The sequence below is a fragment of the Kribbella sp. NBC_00889 genome (assembly GCF_045207705.1).
Taxonomy (GTDB): domain Bacteria; phylum Actinomycetota; class Actinomycetes; order Propionibacteriales; family Kribbellaceae; genus Kribbella.
The window spans coordinates 2,157,544-2,178,141 of the sequence record NZ_CP108783.1 but is presented as its reverse complement, the minus strand read 5'-3'; the positions used below and the strand labels follow the sequence as shown (position 1 = coordinate 2,178,141).

The 20,598-nt window shown below is 69.5% G+C and carries 20 protein-coding genes; 5 read left to right on the top strand and 15 right to left on the bottom strand.

Translation table 11 applies throughout. The features are described 5' to 3' along the window. Window positions 1-9: 9 nt before the first annotated feature. The gene (locus OG817_RS10580; RefSeq protein WP_406053587.1) at window positions 10-1,461 is read left to right on the top strand and encodes an alkaline phosphatase PhoX; all 1,452 of its coding nucleotides are present in this window, start codon (window positions 10-12) and stop codon (window positions 1,459-1,461) included. 34 nt (window positions 1,462-1,495) lie between these two features. Here the strand turns inward: OG817_RS10580 and OG817_RS10575 are convergent, their stop codons facing one another. From OG817_RS10575 to OG817_RS10565, 3 genes are all read right to left on the bottom strand, one after another. Then, window positions 1,496-1,954 (bottom strand): hypothetical protein, encoded by a 459-nt coding sequence (locus tag OG817_RS10575; RefSeq protein WP_406053585.1) that lies wholly within the window; start codon window positions 1,952-1,954, stop codon window positions 1,496-1,498. 49 nt (window positions 1,955-2,003) lie between these two features. Further along, window positions 2,004-2,579, bottom strand: coding sequence for an RNA polymerase sigma factor (locus OG817_RS10570; RefSeq protein ID WP_406053583.1), 576 nt, complete (start codon window positions 2,577-2,579; stop codon window positions 2,004-2,006). 69 nt (window positions 2,580-2,648) lie between these two features. Next, complete coding sequence (locus tag OG817_RS10565) at window positions 2,649-5,267, bottom strand: CHAT domain-containing protein (RefSeq protein ID WP_406053580.1); 2,619 nt, start codon at window positions 5,265-5,267, stop codon at window positions 2,649-2,651. A gap of 74 nt (window positions 5,268-5,341) precedes the next feature. Between OG817_RS10565 and OG817_RS10560 the strand changes: the two genes are divergently transcribed. Next, a complete protein-coding gene (locus tag OG817_RS10560; protein WP_406053578.1) occupies window positions 5,342-6,628 on the top strand; it encodes a S8 family peptidase in 1,287 nt (428 codons plus the stop codon). A gap of 183 nt (window positions 6,629-6,811) precedes the next feature. Here OG817_RS10560 and OG817_RS10555 read toward each other — a convergent pair whose 3' ends face one another. Beyond that, window positions 6,812-7,921, bottom strand: coding sequence for a serine hydrolase domain-containing protein (locus OG817_RS10555; protein ID WP_406053576.1), 1,110 nt, complete (start codon window positions 7,919-7,921; stop codon window positions 6,812-6,814). 83 nt (window positions 7,922-8,004) lie between these two features. On the opposite strand from OG817_RS10555, the gene OG817_RS10550 reads away from it, so the two are divergent. Further along, entirely contained in the window at window positions 8,005-8,586 is a 582-nt protein-coding gene (locus OG817_RS10550; protein ID WP_406053574.1) for a TetR/AcrR family transcriptional regulator, read from the top strand. Here the strand turns inward: OG817_RS10550 and OG817_RS10545 are convergent. The 6 genes from OG817_RS10545 to OG817_RS10520 all read right to left on the bottom strand — a co-directional run bounded on the left by OG817_RS10545 (window position 8,555) and on the right by OG817_RS10520 (window position 14,150). Continuing rightward, a complete protein-coding gene (locus tag OG817_RS10545; protein WP_406053572.1) occupies window positions 8,555-9,688 on the bottom strand; it encodes an MFS transporter in 1,134 nt (377 codons plus the stop codon). The two genes, OG817_RS10550 and OG817_RS10545, sit on opposite strands and share 32 nt — an antisense overlap. 236 nt (window positions 9,689-9,924) lie before the next feature. Next, a complete protein-coding gene (locus tag OG817_RS10540) occupies window positions 9,925-10,896 on the bottom strand; it encodes a zinc-binding alcohol dehydrogenase family protein (RefSeq protein WP_406053570.1) in 972 nt (323 codons plus the stop codon). Window positions 10,897-10,913: 17 nt separating this feature from the next. Next, window positions 10,914-11,273 (bottom strand): hypothetical protein, encoded by a 360-nt coding sequence (locus tag OG817_RS10535; protein ID WP_360449173.1) that lies wholly within the window; start codon window positions 11,271-11,273, stop codon window positions 10,914-10,916. A gap of 76 nt (window positions 11,274-11,349) precedes the next feature. Next, window positions 11,350-12,213 (bottom strand): hypothetical protein, encoded by an 864-nt coding sequence (locus OG817_RS10530; RefSeq protein WP_406053567.1) that lies wholly within the window; start codon window positions 12,211-12,213, stop codon window positions 11,350-11,352. Between the two features lie 27 nt (window positions 12,214-12,240). Then, window positions 12,241-13,017, bottom strand: a complete 777-nt coding sequence (locus tag OG817_RS10525; RefSeq protein ID WP_406053565.1) for a citryl-CoA lyase — start codon at window positions 13,015-13,017, stop codon at window positions 12,241-12,243. Then, the gene (locus OG817_RS10520; RefSeq protein ID WP_406053563.1) at window positions 13,014-14,150 is read right to left on the bottom strand and encodes a CaiB/BaiF CoA transferase family protein; all 1,137 of its coding nucleotides are present in this window, start codon (window positions 14,148-14,150) and stop codon (window positions 13,014-13,016) included. The genes OG817_RS10525 and OG817_RS10520 overlap by 4 nt, the downstream gene beginning before the upstream one ends. Window positions 14,151-14,341: 191 nt before the next feature. On the opposite strand from OG817_RS10520, the gene OG817_RS10515 reads away from it, so the two are divergent. Then, window positions 14,342-15,823 (top strand): amidohydrolase family protein, encoded by a 1,482-nt coding sequence (locus OG817_RS10515; RefSeq protein WP_406053561.1) that lies wholly within the window; start codon window positions 14,342-14,344, stop codon window positions 15,821-15,823. Window positions 15,824-15,886: 63 nt separating this feature from the next. Further along, a complete protein-coding gene (locus OG817_RS10510) occupies window positions 15,887-16,711 on the top strand; it encodes an IclR family transcriptional regulator C-terminal domain-containing protein (protein WP_406053559.1) in 825 nt (274 codons plus the stop codon). Here the strand turns inward: OG817_RS10510 and OG817_RS10505 are convergent. The 5 genes from OG817_RS10505 to OG817_RS10485 all read right to left on the bottom strand — a co-directional run bounded on the left by OG817_RS10505 (window position 16,708) and on the right by OG817_RS10485 (window position 20,497). Continuing rightward, window positions 16,708-17,106, bottom strand: coding sequence for a Rieske (2Fe-2S) protein (locus OG817_RS10505; RefSeq protein WP_360449187.1), 399 nt, complete (start codon window positions 17,104-17,106; stop codon window positions 16,708-16,710). The genes OG817_RS10510 and OG817_RS10505 overlap by 4 nt on opposite strands. A gap of 12 nt (window positions 17,107-17,118) precedes the next feature. Then, window positions 17,119-17,667, bottom strand: a complete 549-nt coding sequence (locus tag OG817_RS10500) for a DUF6529 family protein (protein ID WP_360449189.1) — start codon at window positions 17,665-17,667, stop codon at window positions 17,119-17,121. An 8-nt stretch (window positions 17,668-17,675) separates the two neighbouring features. Further along, entirely contained in the window at window positions 17,676-18,362 is a 687-nt protein-coding gene (locus OG817_RS10495; RefSeq protein WP_406053556.1) for a hypothetical protein, read from the bottom strand. A 76-nt stretch (window positions 18,363-18,438) separates the two neighbouring features. Beyond that, window positions 18,439-19,341 (bottom strand): TIGR03619 family F420-dependent LLM class oxidoreductase, encoded by a 903-nt coding sequence (locus OG817_RS10490; RefSeq protein ID WP_406053554.1) that lies wholly within the window; start codon window positions 19,339-19,341, stop codon window positions 18,439-18,441. A gap of 151 nt (window positions 19,342-19,492) precedes the next feature. After that, a complete protein-coding gene (locus OG817_RS10485) occupies window positions 19,493-20,497 on the bottom strand; it encodes a DUF2278 family protein (RefSeq protein ID WP_406053552.1) in 1,005 nt (334 codons plus the stop codon). Window positions 20,498-20,598 lie beyond the last annotated feature (101 nt).

Genomic DNA, 20,598 nt, shown 5'->3' with positions numbered 1-20,598 from the left:
GGAGCATTCATGTCAGTCGATCGCCGTTCCGTTCTCCGTGGTGCCGCTGCCGGCGCCGCGGGCGTCGGCTTCGCCACCGTCGGCTCGGTGCCGTCACTCGCCGAGGCCACCCCGGTCTCGCACTCGCAGCACGGTCCCGGCCCGTTCCCGACGCACCGTCCGTTCCCGCCGCTGCTGGACGACCCGAACGGCCTGCTGGCCCTGCCGGCCGGCTTCAGGTACAAGGTCGTCACCCACGCCGGCGAGACCAAGCTGAAGAGCGGCCAGCCGACCCCGTCGCTGCACGACGGCACCGCCGTGGTCGACAACGACCACAACGGCTACACGCTGATCCAGAACCACGAGATCGGTGCCAACGACCCGCTGGGTGTGCCGCAGATCCCGGGCACCGTGTACGACTCGGCTGTCGGCTCGGCCGGCGGCTGCACCGTCATCTCCGTCGACAAGGACGGTCGCAACCAGGGCGAGTGGGTCGGCATCTCCGGCACCCTCACCAACTGCGCCGGCGGGCCGACCCCGTGGGGTACCTGGATGACGTGTGAGGAGACCGAGAGCAAGGCCAACGGCACCACCCGGCTCAAGGACCACGGGTACGTCTTCGAGGTCTGGGCCGACGGCAAGACCGCGCACCCGGTGCCGCTGAAGGCGCTCGGCCGCTACGCCCACGAGGCGCTGGCGATCGACGAGGAGCGGACCCACATCTACCTGTCCGAGGACGCCAGTGGCCCGAACGGCCTGTTCTACCGCTGGTCCGCGCCGCGTGGCTACAAGCTCAGCTCGCGCAGCTACAACGACCTGGCCGACAAGGACTTCGGCACGCTCGAGGCGATGGCGATCCTCGGTGACGACGGCAAGCCGATCCCGGACGTCGCCTACCTGACCTCGGCGCAGTTGCTCCGGCCGTTCCGGGTCGCGTGGGTGCCGGTGGCCGACCGCGACGGGCTGACCGTCTCGGTGCGCAACCAGTTCACCGAGGGCCAGGTCACCCGCGGCAAGAAGTTCGAGGGCGTCTACGGCACCCGTGACGGCGTGTACGTCGTCAACTCGTTCGCCGAGGGCGGCACCGCCGACCTGCCGGCCGACGGCGTCCCGCACGACGGCATGGTCTGGTTCTACAACTACGACGCCAAGACCATCCAGCTGGTCACGTACTTCCCGGAGAGCGCCGCCGCGAACAAGGGCGCCGAGGCGAAGTACGACGACTACAACTTCGACGGTCCGGACAACGTCACCGTCACCCCGTGGGGTTCGCTGATCCTCGCCGAGGACGGCACCGCGAGCAGCCATGTGCTCAGCGCGACCCCGGGCGGCCCGACGTACGCGATCGCCCGGAACATGCTGAACGACTCCGAGTTCACCGGTCCGACGTTCTCCGCCGACGGCAAGGTGCTCTTCGTCAACATCCAGACCCCGGGCATCACGCTGGCCATCACCGGCCCGTGGCGCGACTACCTGGGCTGACACCGGGCGCCGTAGCCGGCCCCCCAGGGGTCGGCTACGGCGTCACCCAGCCGGTGAGGATCGTCGGCCCGGAGGCCGGCGTACAGATCAGGCGGTAGGGCTCGGCCGGGATCGGCCAGAGCACGAAGAACCCGAGGTCGTCGATCTCGGCCGAGGCCACCTCACCGCTGTGGCCGCGGGCACTGATCGTGCCGGACTCGGGCGGGTCCAACTGGCCGAGTACGCCGGTCGGCGTCAGCTCGATCTCGATCGTCCAGCCCTCGGAGGCGAACGTCAGCGCGCGCAAGGTGGCGCTCTCCGACCGGACCGGCGCGGCATCCGCGCTCTCCCAGGCCGAGTCGTAGGTCAAGGCGGCGAGCTCTGCGTCGATGGTCCGCCAGACGAACGCCGCCTTCCCCGCGTCGACGAACGTCCGTGGCATCTCCCGCTCGGTCTGTAGCGCGTCGCGCAAGGCGTCGAGGAGCTCGTCGTCGTTCCAGCCGGTCTCCGTCATGCTTCCCACCTCCTCACTGATCCCTCAGTGTTCGTCAGCAGTGCTCGTTTCAGTGTTCGTCCACCAGTGTCGCCAGTGCCGGCGCCCGCCGCAGCCGGTCCAGGCAGCGGGCCCGGTTCGGCCCGATGCTGCCCATCGGCATGTGCAGCTTGCGGCTGATCTCGTCGTACGGCGCCGGCGGGTCCCGCGTGATCATTGCCAACAGCAACTGACAGCGCTGGGACAGCTGGCCGAAGGCGGTCCGGACGATCCGCCGTCGTTCGTGCCGCAGCACCTCCTCCTCCGCCACCGCGTGATCCACGGCGTGCTCTCCCCCATCCCGCGAGTCCACCGGGTCGACAGGGTCGACCCGGCTCGACACCCGCAGCAGGCGCAGGCACTCGCGTTGCGCGGTCGTCGCGATCCAGCCCGGCAGTGCGGCCGGTTCGCGAAGCCGGGGCAGATGCTCGATCAGCCGCAGCCACACGCCCTGACCCACGTCGTCGGTGTCTCCCGGCTGAAGCCGGTACCGGCGGCAGATGGACCAGATCAGTGGGGCGTACCGCTCCACCAGCTCGTCCCAGGCTCCCTCGTCCCCGTCCCCGGCTCGCACGACCAGGCTGACGACGGTCGGATCATCCCGCATTCCCCCGCTCCTTCCGCCCGCCGTCATTGATACGGAGTCCGCGGGCCGCGCGTTGATACATGGTGTGAATCACGCTCCCAGTGCAACGAACGACCGGCCAGCCGCACGGGCGACCGGGTCGTCGCCGACCTTGGCACGGGCGAGCGCGAACGCAGCGGCCAGCGGCTGACCGGCTTGCAGGTGGTCGTGGAGCGCTGTCATCAGTGGCACGGTGGCCGGGTCGTTCACCGGTACGACGCTGGCCAGGATGCCGGCCGCGCCGAGCGGCACGAGGCTGCTGCTGAGTCCGAGCAACTCGTCGGCGCCGACCGGTTTCGCGAGGCCCGACTCACAACTCGACAACACCAATCGGTACGGCGCCCGCCGCAGCCGCTCGAAGTCGTAGACGGTCAGCGGACCGTCGTCCAGGCGCAGCGAAGAGAACAAGGGACTGTCGGACCTGAACGTGCCATGCGCCGCGATGTGGCCGATCCACGCACCGTCGAGTTCCTTCAGCACTCTGTCGGCAGTCGCGTCGCCGTCCGCGAGGACAGTCGCACCCGGGTACCGCTCGGCGAGGCGCGCGACCTCAGCACGACCGGCCGGCAGTCCCGGGCCGAGCACCAGGACGACTCGTCGATCGGACGGCGGCTGCAACCGCCGCGCCCGCAACCAGGTCGCCGCCGACGGTACGACGTTCACCGCGCGACGATCCAGCGACGGCACCAACCCCCAGGGCAACGCCTGCAAACGCGCGGGCGGCACGATCACGACAGGCCGATCCCCGAGAACGTTCTGCACCGGGCCGAGGATCGCGCTGCCGAGCCGGGCACCCAGCACGTCCAGCGAAGGGCCTGACTTCGATCGTCCATGGGCCAGCCAGCGCAGCCGGAACCGAGACCGCTCCACCTCGATCTCGGCCGCCGCCATCGGCCCGACCGTGAGCCGGCTGATCCGGCCGTCGCGAACCACCACGGCATGCAGGACTCCGTCGATCTCGATCAACTCGACCAGCACTGTGTCACCGAGTTCGTCGAGCAACTCGTCGATCTGAAACCCGGAGGTCTCTGGGTGCGAGCGATGCCCGTGCGCTCGGAGCGTGTGCTCTCGCACCGCCTTCTCGAGGCGGCGCCGTTCACGATCGAGGGCCGGGTCGGTCCCGTCCCCCTCGCGCTTCGCGTCCAGCCGTCGTACGACGTCGCGCAGGGCGGCGAGATCGTGGACGAGTTGCTGGTCGTCCGGTGGACGCACGGGAGGGATCGTGAGTGCGGTGGCACGCCAGCGTTCGCCCCACTTCAGCAGGCTCCGGGCATTGTCGCGTCGCAACGCATCGCGGAGCGCCAGTCCGGCCAGCTCCGCGCCATGACCGGTCGCGCGTGCTCGCAGTTCGGTCGCACCCATCATCAGGCGATGCTCGTCCAGCGCGTCGAGGCCACGGGCGCAGGCGGTCAGCATTCCGCGGACGTCTCCCCTGGCCTCGGACCTCAACGCCTTGCCGAGCCAGGCAGCGCCGCGGGCGAGTGGTGGAGTGTCCCGGGTCCGCCGCCCAGCCAGCTCCAACTGGCGCTCGGCTGTCCGCGTTCGTCCGTCGGTCAAGGCAAGCCGGCCGGCGAGCAGGTGCGCAGCCGACGCTTCTGTCGCGCCGAGGGTGTCGAGACGCCTGGCAGTCTCAGTCACCTGCCGCAGCAGCCGCGGACCGCTCTCGCCGGATTGGTAGCGGGCGTCGAGCTGCACCATCGACGCGCGGACCGACCACCACGGACGACGTTGTGCCGAGAACAGCCGGCGCGCGCTCTCTGCGCGAGAACGAGCCGTCTCGAGCTCACCGGCCGCCAGCGCTGCGGTCGCCGCCGCGAACAGTACCTCGGCTCGCTTCGTGGCCTGCCCGCCGACGGTCTCCATCCGGACGATCGCTTGGTCCGCCTCGGCGAGCGCTTCGGTCGGCAGACCCGCGGCGAGCAAGACAGCACACCGGTCGATCGCGAGCTCGGGCCAGACCACACCGACCTCCGCGAACCCGCGCCCGGCCTCGTCGAGGTACTGCAGCGCCGCCGGCAGATCGCCGCGCGAGAACGCGACGAGGCCACGGTTCTGGCGAGTCTCGGCGTACTCGAACTCCTGGCCGCTCGCGGCGTACAGCCGGCCGGCCTGTTCGAAATCGGTGTCGGCCTGACGGGTGACGCCCATCTCGAGCTGGATGAATCCGCGGTAGTTGCGGCAGCGCGCCTCCCAGACCCGGTCGCCGGACCGCCGCAGCCGGCTGATCGCGATCCGCAGATCGTCCAGCGCCTCGCGATGTCTGCCCAGGATCAGCAGTACGTCGGCACGCCGCAGGAGAACGCGGCCCGAGAGCGCTCCGCGGCTGAGGCTCACCGCGCGGTCCAGGTGGGTGAGTCCCTCGCGGCTGCGGCCGGCGCGACCGAGGGTCGCGCCGAGGGTGGCGAGGACGTCGGCTTCGCGCTCGGGCCGGCCCGCGGTCTCGGTGAGTCGCAGCGCGATCCGGAGCTCGCGGATCGCTGTCTCCACATCGCCGAGCTGGCGCAGGCCGATCCCGATCGCCTGGTGCGCGCAGGATGCGGCGTCCGGATCCAGGTCGCCGGCGAGCAACGATCGAGCCGCCGCGATGGCGTCGTGCGGGCGCGAGAGAGCCAGCGGCAGCAGATCATTCGGTGCAACCGCCGTTCCGACACTCCCCCCGGCCGTCTGCACGGTGAAATGATATCGGTCCGTTCGACGATTTCGTCGAATCCCGGGTTAACGATTCAAAGGGGATCGCCCACCGAATGGCGCAAAAAGCAGGAAATCAAACGACCGACCAACAGGACCCGAAGTACATCGCCCAGATCAAACTCATCCTGGAGGCATTCGGACGGGACGTCGGTGTCCATCCGCCGGAGTGGGAAAAGGAAGGCGCCGACTATCTGTACCGCATCGGCACGGTGCTGGTCCGCGACAAGGATCTGCCCCGCGTGGTCGAACTCTTCCAGGGCGGCACGACAGGAGAGGGCGGCATCGGCGGGGTCACCCGGCTGCTGCTGCCGGACAAGGTTCCGCCGAACGCACCGGAGGGACCGAACGCCACGCAACGCTTCCTGGCTCTTGCCGACCAAAGGCTCGGCCGCGGGGCCGTCACGCCGGAGCACTTGTTCTACGTGACTCCCAGCGTCAGCCCGTGTCCGGCCACCGAACCCGAGGAGGTCGCGCAGGGCATTCCGCCGGACCCGGTACTGCCGACTCCGTTCCTGCCCGCCGGCGCCGCCGACGGACGCGGAGTGAAGGTGGTCGTGCTCGATGTCGGTTGGTCCGACGCACCCGCGGCGTACTGGCTGAACGGCGTGACCGGCGATCCGGAGGACGCCTTCTTTCCCTCCGGCCGGATCCGGCCGTACGCGGGTCACGGCACCTTCATCGCCGGTGTACTGCGGGCGGTGGCGCGAAATGTCGAGGTGGTGGTCAAGAGCTATTTCACCAGTGCCGGCGCGATGTGGGAGTTCGATCTCGCCCAGGCGCTTGACGAAGTACTCGATCTGGCCCCGGACATCATCAGTCTGTCGGCCGGAACCAGGACGCGTTTCGACCTTCCGGCGCTCGGACTCGACGTGTTCGTCCAGACCCGGCTGAATCGGGTCAACGGTCTGGTCCTGGTGGCCGCGGCCGGGAACGAGAACAGCCGGGACTATTTCTGGCCGGCCGCGTTCCCGGAGACCGTGTCGGTCGGAGCGCTCGCCGACAACGGGCGCGACCGCGCGTCGTTCAGCAACTTCGGTGGCTGGGTGGATGTCTACGCGCCGGGCGAGAACCTGGTGAACGCGTTCCTGACCGGGAGTTACGAGTGCACCGAACCACCCAACACCGGCCAGATCCGGGACTTCACCGGCATGGCGCGCTGGAGTGGTACGTCGTTCTCGACACCGCTGGTCGCCGCGCTCATCGCCGGTCGCATGTCGCTGACCGGGGAGAGTGCTCGCCAGTCCGCGGATGCGCTGCTCGCCTTCGCACTGACCCAGCCGTCACCGGGGGTCGGGCCTGTTCTCACCACCGGCGACGCGTTGGCGTCACTGGGTCAGTGAGCATGTGAGTGTGTCGACGCGGCGCGGCCCCCATCCGGTCTGATCACCGGATTCCTCCCGCACCGCGTCGACGCTCCCCCCTCTATGCCCCCCGCTTGCTCTCCCCCCAGAGCATCTCGAAGGGCGCCCCACTACGCGGAGTCGCCGTCGGCGTGGGTTGATACACCGATTTCGGGAGAGATCTCAGACGGCGCTCTCCAACGCGTCGAGCAGTGTCTGCGGCCGCGGGTCGGGCACCGTGCGGACCTGGTTCATCAGGTAGGAGAACGTGATGCGCCGAGACGGCCAGGCGCCGTGGGTGGAGCCGCCGGCACCGACGTGGCCGAAGGCGTCGATCGGCCGGCCGAGGCGACTGCCCGGGACGTGGAGCTCGAAGCCGGCGCCGTACACCATCTCGCTCCCCCAGGTCGGCGCGGTGCCGCGGCGGATCTCCCGGCGCGCAAGCTCGACGGTGGCCGGGGTCAGAATGCGCTGACCGTCGACCTCACCGACGAGGGAAGCGTAGAAACGAGCCATGCCGCGAGCAGTGGCGAAGCCTCCCACAGCGGCAAGCCCGGCGCTGCGGTACTCCGTGCTGTTCCAGATCTTCTCGGCGCCGGGCACCCAGAGCGGATTGCGGTTCAACTGCAGAAGCCGGTCGGTGTGTGGCTCGTCGGTGAGTACGCCGTCGGGCGCGACCATCGTGGTCGCGCGCCAGTGCAGGTCCTCGGGCAGACCGATCCACACCTCCAGCCCCAGCGGTACGGCGTACTCCTCGGCGAAGAACTGCTGAACGGTCCGGCCGTCGACCCGTCGTACCAACTCGTCGACGAGCCAGCCCCAGGTGATCGCGTGGTACATGAACGCGGCCCGTGAATCCGCCGACGGAGCCTGCGCCGCGAGGTGGGTGGCCATCACGTCGTGGTCCAGGAGATCGGCGTACCCGGCCTCGACCCAGGGCAGCCGGGCCTGGTGGGAGAGTACGTCGGAGAGTGTCGTCTCGGTCTTCCCGGCGGCACCGAACTCGGGCCAGTAGCGGCTGAGTCGATCGTCCAGCGACACCTGTTCCCGCTGCACCATCAGCAGGACGCACGCCGACGCGAGCCCCTTGGTGCCGGAGAACATCAACTGGATCGTGTCCCGATCCCACCCACGCCCGGTGTCCGGGTCCGCCGTACCGCCCCACAGGTCGACCACTGGTCGCCCGTCCTGGTACGCCGCGAAGGCCGCACCCAGCTCGCCTCGCGCGACGAAGTTCCGCGCGAACGCATCCGCCGCCTTCTCGAATCCTGTTGCCGTCCAGCCATCCATCATGGACAGATAGTACCGATCGGTCTTATCTCTCGCCACTCCGACATGACACCGATCGGTATCCTGTTCTCCGGAGGTGGTGCTCGATGCCGGTGAAGGCCGGAGAGCGGCTGGACCCCGAGGCGACCAGGGCGCGGATCCTGAAGGCTGCCTCGGAGGTGTTCACGCAGCGCGGCATCCACGCGGCCGGGATCAACGAGGTCGCCGAGGCGGCCGGCGCGTCCAAACTCACCATCTACAAGAACTTCGGCTCCAAAGACGGTCTCGTCGAGGCGGTTCTGACCGACCGCACTCAGCGAGTCCGCGCATGGCACGAGCAGGCGGTCGAACAGGCCGCGACCGGCCGGGAGCGGATCCTCGCCGTCTTCGATCTCGTCGCGAGCTGGTACGCCGAGGCCGGCTTCCGCGGCTGCGCGATGATGAACGCAGCCACCGAGGACCGCGGCCATGACGGCGCACCCCGGCGACTCGCGCAGGACCACCTCGCCTTCTACCGCGGCCTGTTCCAGCGGCTGCTCACCGAGGCCGGCGTGCGCGACCCGGAAACCACAGCTCGCCAATTGGTCATTGTCCTGGAGGGCGCGACGATCATCAGTGCGGTCGATCGCGATCCGGGCCTGGGCGCCGAAGCGCGCGTCATCGTGGAGACACTGCTCGACGCTGCCTGAGGAACACCAGGCAGACGGCGACGCAGGCCGCGGCGGACACCGCGGCCAGGTAGAACGCGACCGGGAATCCCAGTCGTTCCGCAACGAGTCCACCGAGCGGTCCGGCCACCATCACGCCGAGATCCCAGAACGACGTCATCACGCCCATCGACACACCCGGCCGCAGCCCGCGCACCCGGTCCAGCGTCATCGACACGCACGCAGGATAGATCAGCGCCATCCCACATCCGGCCAACGCGGTGAATACGAGCGCACCAATCGCTTCGCCGACCAGCGCGAGTCCCACCAACGCCACGACCTCGATCGTCACGGTGACGGCCGCCACCGCGCGCCCGCCGTACCGATCGACCGCGGGGCTGCCGGCGAACCGGACCACCAGGAACGCCGCAGCGAACACCGCCAGCGCGATGCCGTCACCGCCGATCCCGTCCGCGCGCAGGCGCAGGACCAGCAACGCCGCGACTGTGCCATAGCAGTACGCCGCCAGTCCGACAGTTGCTCCGGGCAACGGGACACCGATCGGGACCAGGTCACGGAACCGCCGGATGTGAACCAGCGGCTCGATCCGGCCGGGATCCGAGCGCGTAGTCAGCACCAGGAGAGCCGACGCGGCCGCGAGACCGACGACGAGCCACCACACGCGATCCCCGACCAGCGACGCGATCACGGGTCCGGCGGCCAACCCGCCCCACATCGACAGGCCGAACCACCCGGCCGCGCGCCCGCGTTGCGCCATCCGCATCCCCGACAGGACCCACGGCAATGCAGCGGAGAACAGAGCCGCCTCCCCGGCGCCCATCACCAGTCGCGCGATCATCAGGACCACGAGACTCGGCGCCAGCAGTTGCCCAAGTCCGCCGAGCGCCGTCAGCACTCCCCCGGCCACAACGACCGGGCGCGACCACCCGGCATCGGCCAGCCACCCCGCGACCGGGCGCCCGCACGCCGTGGCCAGGAACGCGATCCCGACCGCGGTCCCACTCGCCAGCACACCGCCGTCGAACTTCTCCGGCACGTACGCCGGCAAGGCCTGCAACGTGGCGCCGAACGCGAGATACCCGCTCAACACCGCCACCCACAACCGCCGCACCGGAATACCCATGCGGCAGATGATACCGCTCGTTCTTATCTCGGCGGACTTGGAGCACCGGATCCGTACGCCGGGCGCCGCCACGCACGGACCTGGTGCACAAAGTCGCCGGGTAGCCAGGGTCGCGGTTGGCGGGCGGCGCTGGCGGCGGGCCGGGCGGGCGGCGCGGGCTGGCGGGGGGCTGGCGGGGGGCTGGGGCGCCGGGGTCGCCGCTGGCGGGCGGCGCGGTCGGGAGGGGCGCGGCGGGGTCAGATGGTGAGGACGAGGCGGGCTGTGGTTTGGCCTGTCGACTGGCGGGTCCAGGCGGCGGCGATTTCGTCGAGGGGGACGCTCTCGTAGGCGACGGCGATCTCCCCGACTGCGGCGTGCTGGAGCACCGCCGTGAGCGCGTCCCGACGCTGCTCCGAGGTCAGGGAATTGTTGGTGTAACCAAGGACACTCACCGACCGGCTCCGCAGCACTGCCGACGAGAACGTTGCCTCGTCCCCCGACGCACCACCGAGATTCACCAACCGCCCACCAGCGGCCAGCACCCGCGACGCCGCGGTCGCCGCAACGCCGAAGACCGGATCGACCACGACATCAACCGAGCCACCAGTTGCATCGGAGAACGCTTTCATGAGTTCTCCGACGTCACCGGTCAGCGACACGACCTCGTCCGCACCTGCCGCAAGCGCCCGCTGCCTGGCCTCCTCCGACCGGCATTCCGCCACGATCCGACTGGCGCCGAGGACGCGCGCCGTACCGATCGCGGCCTGACCGACGGCTCCGCCGCCGCCAAGAACGAGGACGCTCTCCCCCGACTGCAACTGAGCACGCCATGTCAGCACCATCCATGCCGCGACCGCCGACAGACCGAGCGCCGCGACCTGAGCATCCGCCACCGGCGCATCGAGGACGATCAGATCGTCATCCGGTACGGCGCACCGCTCGGCGAAACTGCCGTCACCCGGAGACATCCCAGCCGACGTCGGGAAGAACACTCTGGTCCCCGGAGCCAGGACCTCCGACTGCTCAACCACACCGACACCCTGCACACCCGGGACGTACGGCAACGGCTGCTGACCGAAGTACGACGTACCTGAGGCGCACAGCAGATCCAGCGGTACGACGGGGGCCGCGGTGACGCGGACGATGGACTGGCCCGCGGACGGCACGGGGTCCGGGTGTTCAGCATGCGCCGGCGATTCGCCGTGGGCGCGCAGGACGGCTGCTCGCACGCGTCTCTCCTCAGAACTCAGGTGGCGATGTCCGGGTACGGCAGGGTGAGGTGTTCCATCGCCTTACCGTAGGCCTTCTGGTACTCCAGCGGTCCATGGTCCCGCTCGAACATCGCGATGAACAGGGTGAGCGTGAGGAACGGATGCGCCCCCAGCTCGAACAGCGCCACATGGTTGTGCTCGCGCAACGCCGTCCGCTCCTCGTCGGTGAACTGCTGCCAGGTCGACTTCTCGCCGGTCGTGCAGTTGAGGATGCGGTTCGCCACCTCCGCTTCCCACCAGCTCACCGTCCCGGCCGCGTCCTCGCGATACCGCTCGACCAACTCAGGATCCCGGTCGACGGTGAACAGGAACTTGTCCAGCAGATACTTGCTCATCCACGTCCTCGCTTCGCTCCGGGCGCGGATGAGGCTCGAGCCGCGCTGTACTTGATGGTGAACTCGCTTCGCTCCTTCACTCCGGTACTCCGTTCGGATACCAGGTGAAGTAGGCCTCCATCGTGTGGAACAGGTCGAGTGAGTCGACATGATCCGCCTTCGCGCCGGCCCCGGCCACGCCCATCATCAGCATGAAGTCCATGAACCCGTGCGTCGCGTTGCCCGGCCGGTGCAGGCTGTCCAGCGTCACCTCGGCCAGGCAGCCCTCGATGTCGCCGCTCGCGATCCACTCGACCGCCTTCCGGTCGAACTCCGGATCGGGGCCGTGGGCACCGAACTGCCGCGGCCCGCCGAGCTCGAGGGACAGATGACCGGTGCCGATGATCGCCACCCGCTTGTCGTCCGGCCAGGACTCGACCAGCTGCCGGATCGTCCGGCCCAGCTCGACGAACCGCTGCGGCCGCGGCAGTGGCGGCGCGAAGATGTTGGTGTAGATCGGCACGATCGGAAGGTCGGCCTCCGGGCGGAGCGTGATGATCGGGCAGGTGATGCTGTGGTCGATCCGCAGTTCGTTGCTGAAGGCAAGGTCAAAGCCAGCGTCCAGCCCGTTGCGCAGGATATGCGCGGACAGCCGCTCCTCCCCCGGCAGCGTCATCCGCGGCAGCCCGAACTCGCGCTCCTCGTTGTACCAGTTCGCATCGAAGTACGGCGCCTTGCCGACCAGGAACTGCGGCATGTTGTCCAGCCACAGCTGATGGAAGTGGTCACTGCCGACCATCACCAGGATGTCCGGCCGGGCCTTGGTCAAGGTCTCCCGGAACGCCTCGATCTTGGCGACCCACTCGTCCGCGAACGGCGGCCGGTCGGCACCGGTCGAGGTGCTGGCGCGGTAGTAGAACGGATGGTGCGTCGAGGCGATGACCGCGGCGACGGTGGCCATGAAGAGCTCCTCTGCTTCCGGGAACTGTCAGTCGTTGGGGTCGACGTAGACGGCGTTGCGGTCCACGGTGAGATAGGCGTCCATGCCGATCGGCCGGCGACGTTCCTCGGCGAGTTGCCCGAGCAGGCCGGCAGCCCTTGCCAGCAAGGCGAAACCTCGCAACAGCTCGACCGGCAGGCCGAGATCAGCGAGGGCAGCGCCGCAGACACCGGCGCCGTTCAGCGGCAGCCGACGGCCGAGGACCTGCTCGTGCACCCGACCGATGGCTTCGAAGAGTCGTAGGTGTGGCCCGCGGAGGCCTTCATCCTCGGCAATGCCGATCAGCACCGGCGTTCGCGGGTCCTGCACCTTGTGCACCGGATGCCCGAGGCCGGGAACGTACTTGCCCGCCGCCCGCGTCGCTGTGACCACCTCCAGCGCCAACGCGTCCCACCCGGCGTCGTCGGTCGGCACCTCACGTCCGTCCAGCGCCTCGTGCAGGTACATCCCGCAGTCCTCGGTCACCCCGAGGAAGCGCGACCCACCGCCGAGCAGCCCGGCTGCGAGCGCGCCTTGGAGCGAGTCCGGCGCGGAGAGGTACGTCAGCCGGGCCGCGATCGCGGTCGGGGTGAAGCCATGGTCGGCGAGAGCGACCAGGACTGCCTCGAACACTCGCGTCTCCGACGGCGTCGGACGGCGCAGCGCGACCAGCCAGAAGGCCAACTCGCCGAAGCCGACCTTGCCCATCAGGTCGGCCGTGAGGTCCTGCCCGAGCAGGCGGATCTCGTCGGCCGTCGACGTACCCAGGGAAGTTGGGAAGCTCATTCCTTCAGCCACCTCCGCAGCTCGGCTCCGTGTTCGTCCAACGACGGCGGCGGCAGCCGGTACTCCGCCGGGGTCTCCGAGAACGTGATCGGGTTGCGCACCGACGGGATCGAGTCGATCGTCACCACCGGGTCCAGCCCGATGTCCTCGGCGAACGCCACACCACCGTCGATCGTGTTGATCGGCCCGCACGGCACGCCGGCGGCGATGATGTCGCCGAACCATTCCATCCGGGTCCTGGTCCGCAACCGCTCCACCAGCAGCGGCCGCAGTTCCTCCCGGTTCGCGGTCCGCTTCTCGTTGCGGTCGAAGCGCGGATCGTCGGCCAGCTCCGGTACGCCGAGCACCTCGGTCAGGCGGCGGAACTGGTTGTTGTTCCCGGCCGTGATGATCAGCTCGCCGTCGGAACAGGGCAGCGGCTCGTACGGAAACAGGCTCGGGTGGCTGTTCCCCATCCGCAGCGGTACGACGCCGCCCGCGACGTACGCGCTCGACTGGTTGACCAGCCCCGACAGCGCCGAGGACAGCAGGTTGACCTCGACGTGCTGGCCGCGCCCGGTCTCGTGCCGCGCGTTCAGCGCGGACAGGACGCCGATCGTCGCGTGCATCCCCGCCATCACATCGAACACCGAGATCCCGGCCCGGAACGGTTCGCCGTCCGGATCGCCGGTCAGACTCATCAGCCCGGAGATGGCCTGCACGATCAGGTCGTACCCCGGCAAGGCGGCCCCTCGAGGCCCGCTCCCGAATCCGCTGATCGACGCGTAGACCAGCCGCGGATTGACCGCTGCGACCGACTCGTAATCCAGGCTGAAGCGCGCCAGCCCACCCGGCTTGAAGTTCTCGATCAGTACGTCGGCCCGCCGCGCGAGCTCCTGGGCGACGGCCACATCGCCGGGGTCCTTCAGGTCGAGCGCGATCGACCGCTTGTTCCGGTTGACCGCCAGGTAGTACGTCGAGATCCCGTCGCGGACCGGCGGTTGCCAGGACCGGGTGTCGTCACCGCCCGGCGCCTCGACCTTGACCACCTCGGCACCGAGGTCGGCCAGCAGCATGGTCGCGTACGGGCCGGCCAGGATGCGGGAGAAATCGGCCACCAGAATCCCGGACAACGGACCTTTCCCAGCGGGCACGACGCAACCTCCCCGATCATTGCGGACACTTGTCCGCATGAGCTCGTCGCCCCAGTCTCAGCGCGCCCGACCGGCACTGTCAAGGACCGGACGGCGAGCCCTTGACACCGCCGACAGGCGCTTCGATAGTGACCATATCGCCGTGATGACCGGCATACGGACGCCTGTCCGACCGTTTTCTGGAGGGGATCATGACCACTGCCGAGACGCCGGTCGCGGGCCGGCCGCTGCTGCTGCGCGGCGGGACCGTACTGACCATGGACGACAACCACACGGTGCTGACCAGGGGCGACGTGCTGGTCGTCGACGACCGCATCGCCGCCGTCGGAGGGTCGGTCGAGGACGTACCCGAGAGCACGCAGGTGATCGACGCCACCGGCGGCATCGTGATGCCCGGGATGATCGACACGCATCGGCACATGTGGCAGACCGCGATGCGCGCGTACGGCGCCGACTGGACGCTGACGCAGTACTTCGTCTGGTACTACCTCGAGCATGGCAAGACCTTCCGGCCCGAGGACATCCACGCCGGCAACCTCACGTCGGCCTGGGAGTCGCTCGAGGCCGGTGTCACCACGACCGTCGACTGGTCGCACGGGTTGCAGTCCGTCGATCACGCCGAGGCCGCCGCAGACGCTCTGCGCGCGGTCCCCGGCCGCTTCGTGCTTGCCTACGGCAACATCCAGGCGGGGCCGTGGCAGTGGTCCGCGGACCCGGCCGTCCGGGCTTTCCTGGAGCGGATCAGGGATGACGACGAGCTGGGGCTGCAGCTCGCGTTCGACGTCACCGGCGACCCGGCCTTCCCCGAGCGGGCGGCGTTCGAGGTGGCTCGCGACCTCGGCGTCGGCGTCACCACACACGCGGGTGTCTGGGGCGCGACGAACGACGACGGCATCCGGCTGATGTACGAGAACGGCTTCATGACGCCGCAGAACATCTACGTGCACAGCGCGACCCTGACCGAGGACTCGTACCAGCGGATGGCCGCGACAGGCGGCTCGGTCTCGGTCTCGACCGAGTCCGAGCAGAGCGCCGGCCAGGGCTACCCACCCACCTGGCAGGTCCGCAAGTACGGCATCCCCGTCTCACTGTCGATGGACACCAGCGTCTGGTGGAGCGGCGACCTGTTCAGCGCGATGCGTACGACGCTGGGCGCCGACCGGGCTCGTGAGCACCTCGAAGCCCACATGAAGGGCGACACCGTGACGCACAGCCATCTGCGCGCCGAGCACGTGGTCGACTGGGCCACCCGCGGCGGCGCGAAGGCCCTCGGCCGCGACGATCTCGGCAGTCTCGAGCCCGGCAAGAAGGCGGACGTCGTACTGATCAAGAACGACGCGTCTCCGGTGTCGTTCCCGATGGTGCATCCGTACGGCCAGGTCGCGTTCCAGGCGCAGCGCGGCGACGTCCACACGGTCATCGTCGACGGCAAGGTGGTGAAGTACGCGAACCAGTTGGTCGGCGTCGACCTTCCCGCCGTCCGACGGGAAGTGGAATCAACCGTGGACTTCCTCCGGTCGGCGCTCGGCGAGGACGCATGGGCGGCGGGGATGAACCCGGACCTGCCGAAGGACGAGGTACTGGACAACCCGTACCAGTACACCGAGTACAAGTCGGAGTCCACCCGCGAAGCCCGCGGCACCATCTTCGGCGACCCCGGCTCCGGCGAGTGACAGCAGCCGGGTCGTAGGCTCTCGTCCGCAACGGCACGTCGTACGACCGGGAGGCAGGAACTGATGGCAGGACGCGGCGCGGGTCCGGACTTCGTCGAGTCGCTGGCTCGCGGGCTGGACGTGCTCGCCTGCTTCGACGCGAACCACCGCACCATGTCGCTCAGCGAGGTGGCGACCGCGGCCGGGCTGGCCCGCCCGACCGCGCGCCGGCTGCTGCTCACGCTGGAGGAGTTGGGCTTCGTCCGCTCGGTCGAGGGCTCCTTCCAGCTGACGCCGAAGGTGCTGACGCTCGGCATGGCGTACGTCGGCGCGCTCGGCCTGTGGGACATCGCGAGACCGCATCTCGAGGAACTGGTGGCGCGGACCGGCGAGTCGTCGTCGATGGCGCAGCTCGACGGCTCCGACATCGTCTACGTCGCCCGGGTGTCGGTTCCGAAGATCATCGCCCTGCGGGTCGACATCGGCACCAGGTTCCCGGCGGCCCAGACCTCACAGGGCAAGGTTCTGCTCGCCGCCCTCTCCCCCGACGAGCTCGCCAAGACCCTCGCGCTGCCGAGTCGCGCCGGGCTTCCGGCGTACATCGGGCGCACTGCGGATCAGCTGCGCGACGAGCTGACCGAGATCCGCGCGCGTGGGTGGGCGCTGTCGGATGAGGAGCTGGCGCCCGGGGTCCGCTCGGTGGCGGCGCCGGTCCGCGACGGAACGGGCGCCGTCCGTGCCGCGATGAACGTGACCGTGCACGCGGCGGAAACCACGGCGGAGAAGCTCCTCCGAGACCATCTCCCGCTGCTCCTGCGCACCGCCGGCGACGTCAGCGCCGAGTGGGCGCTGTGGCAGTCGCGGCCACATCACGAAGTACCGCAGTCGTCGAGTCAGTCTTCGGCCTAGGCCAGCGTGATCGAGTCACCCGAGACGGTGATCTGCCGGGCGGCGAGCGGCTGCGTGGCCGGGTCGTGGACCACCGAGCCGTCCTTGATCGAGAACTTGCTGCCGTGGCAGTCGCAATTGATGGTGCCGTCGGCAACACTCGCCACCTGACAGCCCTGGTGAGTGCACACCGACGTGAACGCCTTGAACGTGCCGGCGGTCGGCTGGGTGACGACCACCTTGCTGTCCCCGAAGATGACTCCGCCACCCACCGGGATCTGGCTGGTCTTCGCGAGCGCGGCGCCGGCCTGCGGCGTACTCGCCGGCGGGCTGTCGGACTCGCCGTACGTGCTGCAACCGGTGACGGCGGCGAATGCGGCCGCGGCCAGGACGGTACGGCGACTTGGATCGTCCACGGGCAGGTCCCTTCAGCGAATGATGCCGAACGTGGTGAAGAACCACAGCGACGAGGTCAGCCACAGCCCGACCAGGCCGGCGAAGACGGCCCCGCCCACCGCCGGCAGCAGCCAGCGGGGCGTATCGGTCCGGGTCAGGGTCAGCATCTTGGCGACGAACGCGCCGTAGAAGAAGCAGCCGAGCAGCGAGTGGATCAGCACGCGTGGCTGGTCGTACTGGAATCCCAACGCGTACAGGCAATGTGCGACCACAGGAAGCGTGGCCGCGACGGCGGCGCGGCCCGACCACCGATGCAACGGTCCGATCCAGCTCCGGCCCGCGAGCGGTCCGAGATGCCCGAACAGCGCCAGGGCGGAGACCAGTTGCACCAAGGCGAGGACGAACGCGAGCGATGCCAGCCACGCCTTGACCGACTGCGTGCTGGAGAACCCGGCCAGGTTCACGGCGACGCCGGTCGGCTCGTGCAGCCGCGCGTACAGACCGAGGACGACGGCGACCGCCGCGCCGATCGACAGCGGGATCGCGACCCTGCTCGTCGCGCCGATCGTTGCGGTCGACATGGCCCTCCTCAGAACGTCTCGTCGCCGGTGACCGACGTCGCCGTCACCGCGGTTCCGCCGACGGTCGACGTACCGGTGGACGGATCGAGCGGCGGGGCGGGAGCGGGCGTGCCGTCGTTGTCGATGCCGACCTGGCTGCCGTCGGCGAGCACGATCCAGCCGATGGTGTTGCCGGAGGTCTTCGCCCGGTACAGGCCGGCCGGTGGGTCGGCCTTGGCGATGGTGAAGCGCAGCGTACGGCCTTGCACCGTGACCGTGCCGGTGACTTGGCCGCTGCCCACGCTTCCGACCAAACGGTCACCGGCTCGGGAGCGCAGCGCGAGCGCGTCGCCGGTTCGCGTGCCGGTCAGCCATGCCTCGACGCGACGGCCGTCGCAGACGTACGCCGCGGCCCTGCCGCCCTTCACCGCGATGGCGAGACTCGCTTCGCGGTTCGCCGTACGACCGGCGTAGACGACGGCGACCTGCTGAGACGGAGTGGGGGCCGCCTGCTGCGTGGCGGTCGGCTGTGGACTGGCCGGTGGCGAGCTGGCCGCCGGCCGGCCGGTGTTGGGCGGAGTGACCGGCGCGCTCGTCACGGCGGCCTCGGACGACGCTGGGCCGGTGGACGTGGTCTGCGTGCTGTTCACGACAAGCAGCGCGACGAGCCCGACGGCCGCGGCCGCGAGCGTCACCAATGGACTGCGTTGCCCCATCTCTCCCCCACCCCGGAGGCACTATGTGTCGAGAATCGCCGCCGGGACGGGCCAGGTCAACGGCTGGGCGCCTCGCTCACACAGAGCGCTGAAGTGCCGCCATCATCGCGAGTTGCTCGTCGGGGTCGGTGTCCATCGCCCAGAGCACGTGGTCGGCGCCGGCCGCGCGGGCGTGCTCGAGATCGTCGCGGACCTGCTCGACACTCCCGGTGAGCGGCTGCCGCTCGTCCAGCGGGGACGGCGTCACCGGGCCGTTCACCCGGACGACGACGGGCAACGACTGTGCATCGTGGCCGGCCTTCTCGGCGGTCTCCCGGAACAGGGTGATCGAGCCCTCGAGCATCTCCCACGTCATCATGATCGGGTTCAGCCCGACACCGAGCCGGGCCGCGCGCTCGATCGCGGGCGGTAACATCGACCCGGCCAGCAAGGCCACTCCGTCCGGGCCGACGGGCTTCGGCCCCATCCGCGACGGCGGCCCGACCCGGTAGAACCTGCCGTCGTGCTCGACCGGATCCGGGCCCCAGACAGCCCGCATCGCGGTGATGTGATCCTTCATCCGCGCACCACGCTGCGTCGTGGGCACGCCCGTCGACTCGAACTCGGCCACCATCCAGCCGACCCCGATGCCGGCGAGCAGCCGTCCGCCACTCAAACGATCGACGGTCGCCAGCCTGCGCGCGAGCACGACCGGGCTGTGCAGCAAGGCGTCCAGCACGCTCGTCCCGAGGGTGATGGTGCTGGTCCGGGCGGCGACGTACGCCAGCGTCTCGATCGGGTCGTACACGGAGCCGTACCCCTCCGGCAACGGCACCGGATCTCCGCCACCGATCGGCACGGCTCCGTCGACCGGATCCATCAGCCGCTCGAACGACCACACCGAAGCCAGGCCGATCCGCTCGGCCTCCTCGGCGAACGCACCGATGGACTCCGGACTCGCTTCCGCTCCTGACGTACGAAGTTGCACGCCCAGCTTCATCCCGACTCCCGTCCTCGTCTCCGCACAACCCTCGTCACCGCACAGTGCCGTCGCCCAGCTAAGCCGCTCGCGCTTTCAGATCGCTTTCAGGCCCAGGGCTTTCAGGGTCAGAGCTGTCAGGCCCAGGACTTCAGGCCCAGAGCTGTCAGGCTCAGAAGACGACGCTCCAGCCGGAGCGCTGGGCCTGGGCCGCGGTGTACGCGACGCCGTGGACCTTGAGGCCGGCGCTGTTCAGCAGGGTGATCTCGCCACCCTTGTTGCCCAGCTGGACAGTGGACGGGAGGTGGACGAGGAGCGAGGCACCGGGTGCCAGCACACCCGCCGGGACCGGGCCGACGTGGAGTGCGCGATCGACGAGATGCCAGCCGGTCAGGTCGACCGCGTCCGGCGACGCGTTCAGCAGGGTGACCGTCTCGGCTTCAGGCGCAGGGCCGACCGGGTTGATCAACGCAGCGACGATCTGGACCGCCTCGGCGCCGAACTCCGCGACCGGCGCGTCGACGAGAGTGTGACCGGTCTTGTCGTCGGTGTGCCACGACTGGCTCTGGAACGCCAGGAAGATGCCGACCCAGCGTTGCTGGTCCGGAAGCCCGATGATGATCGCGCCGTCCTGCCAGACCCCGTCGTCCTTGCGGAAGGCACCGACGTTGCCCTGGTTCATGTGGATGTCATGTACGCCGTTGCCCGGCCGGAAGCCGAAGACCTTGTCCGGTACGCCGTCCTCCGGACCCCAGCGCTCGCCGAACGCGTACACGACCGCGGCCGGCTCGCGGATCGCCCGCTGCACCTGATCGTCCAGCAGGTCGGCCAGATCGTTGCCCGGCCCCTCGACCTCGGCCGGCAACGGCCGCAGCAGGGTGCGATCGAACAACGTCTGCCGTACGTAGTCCAGGTTCACCCCGGCCGCACCCGTGTCGAGCCGATGCCAGCCCCGGGTCAGTCCGGTCAACTGTGCGGTGACCGGATGCCGGAAGTCCTCGTCGACCCGGTAGAGCAACTCCGACGGGAACTCCTTCGACTTCACATTCACCGCGATCCGGTAGTCCACCCGGGCGTCGTCCACCAGCCGGATCTGGTAGTGCGGCGTGTCCGAATCACCTTCCCGGCGTACGCCGACCGCCCGGCCGACCAGTACGCCGTACGACTTCAACGGCATGGCTACCCCCTCCATCACATTCCCCACTACCTAGGAGCCCACGAGTCCGCGGGTAATACAACGGGCCGCGTCTTGTCGGTGGTGGCGTGTAGGAAAGGGGG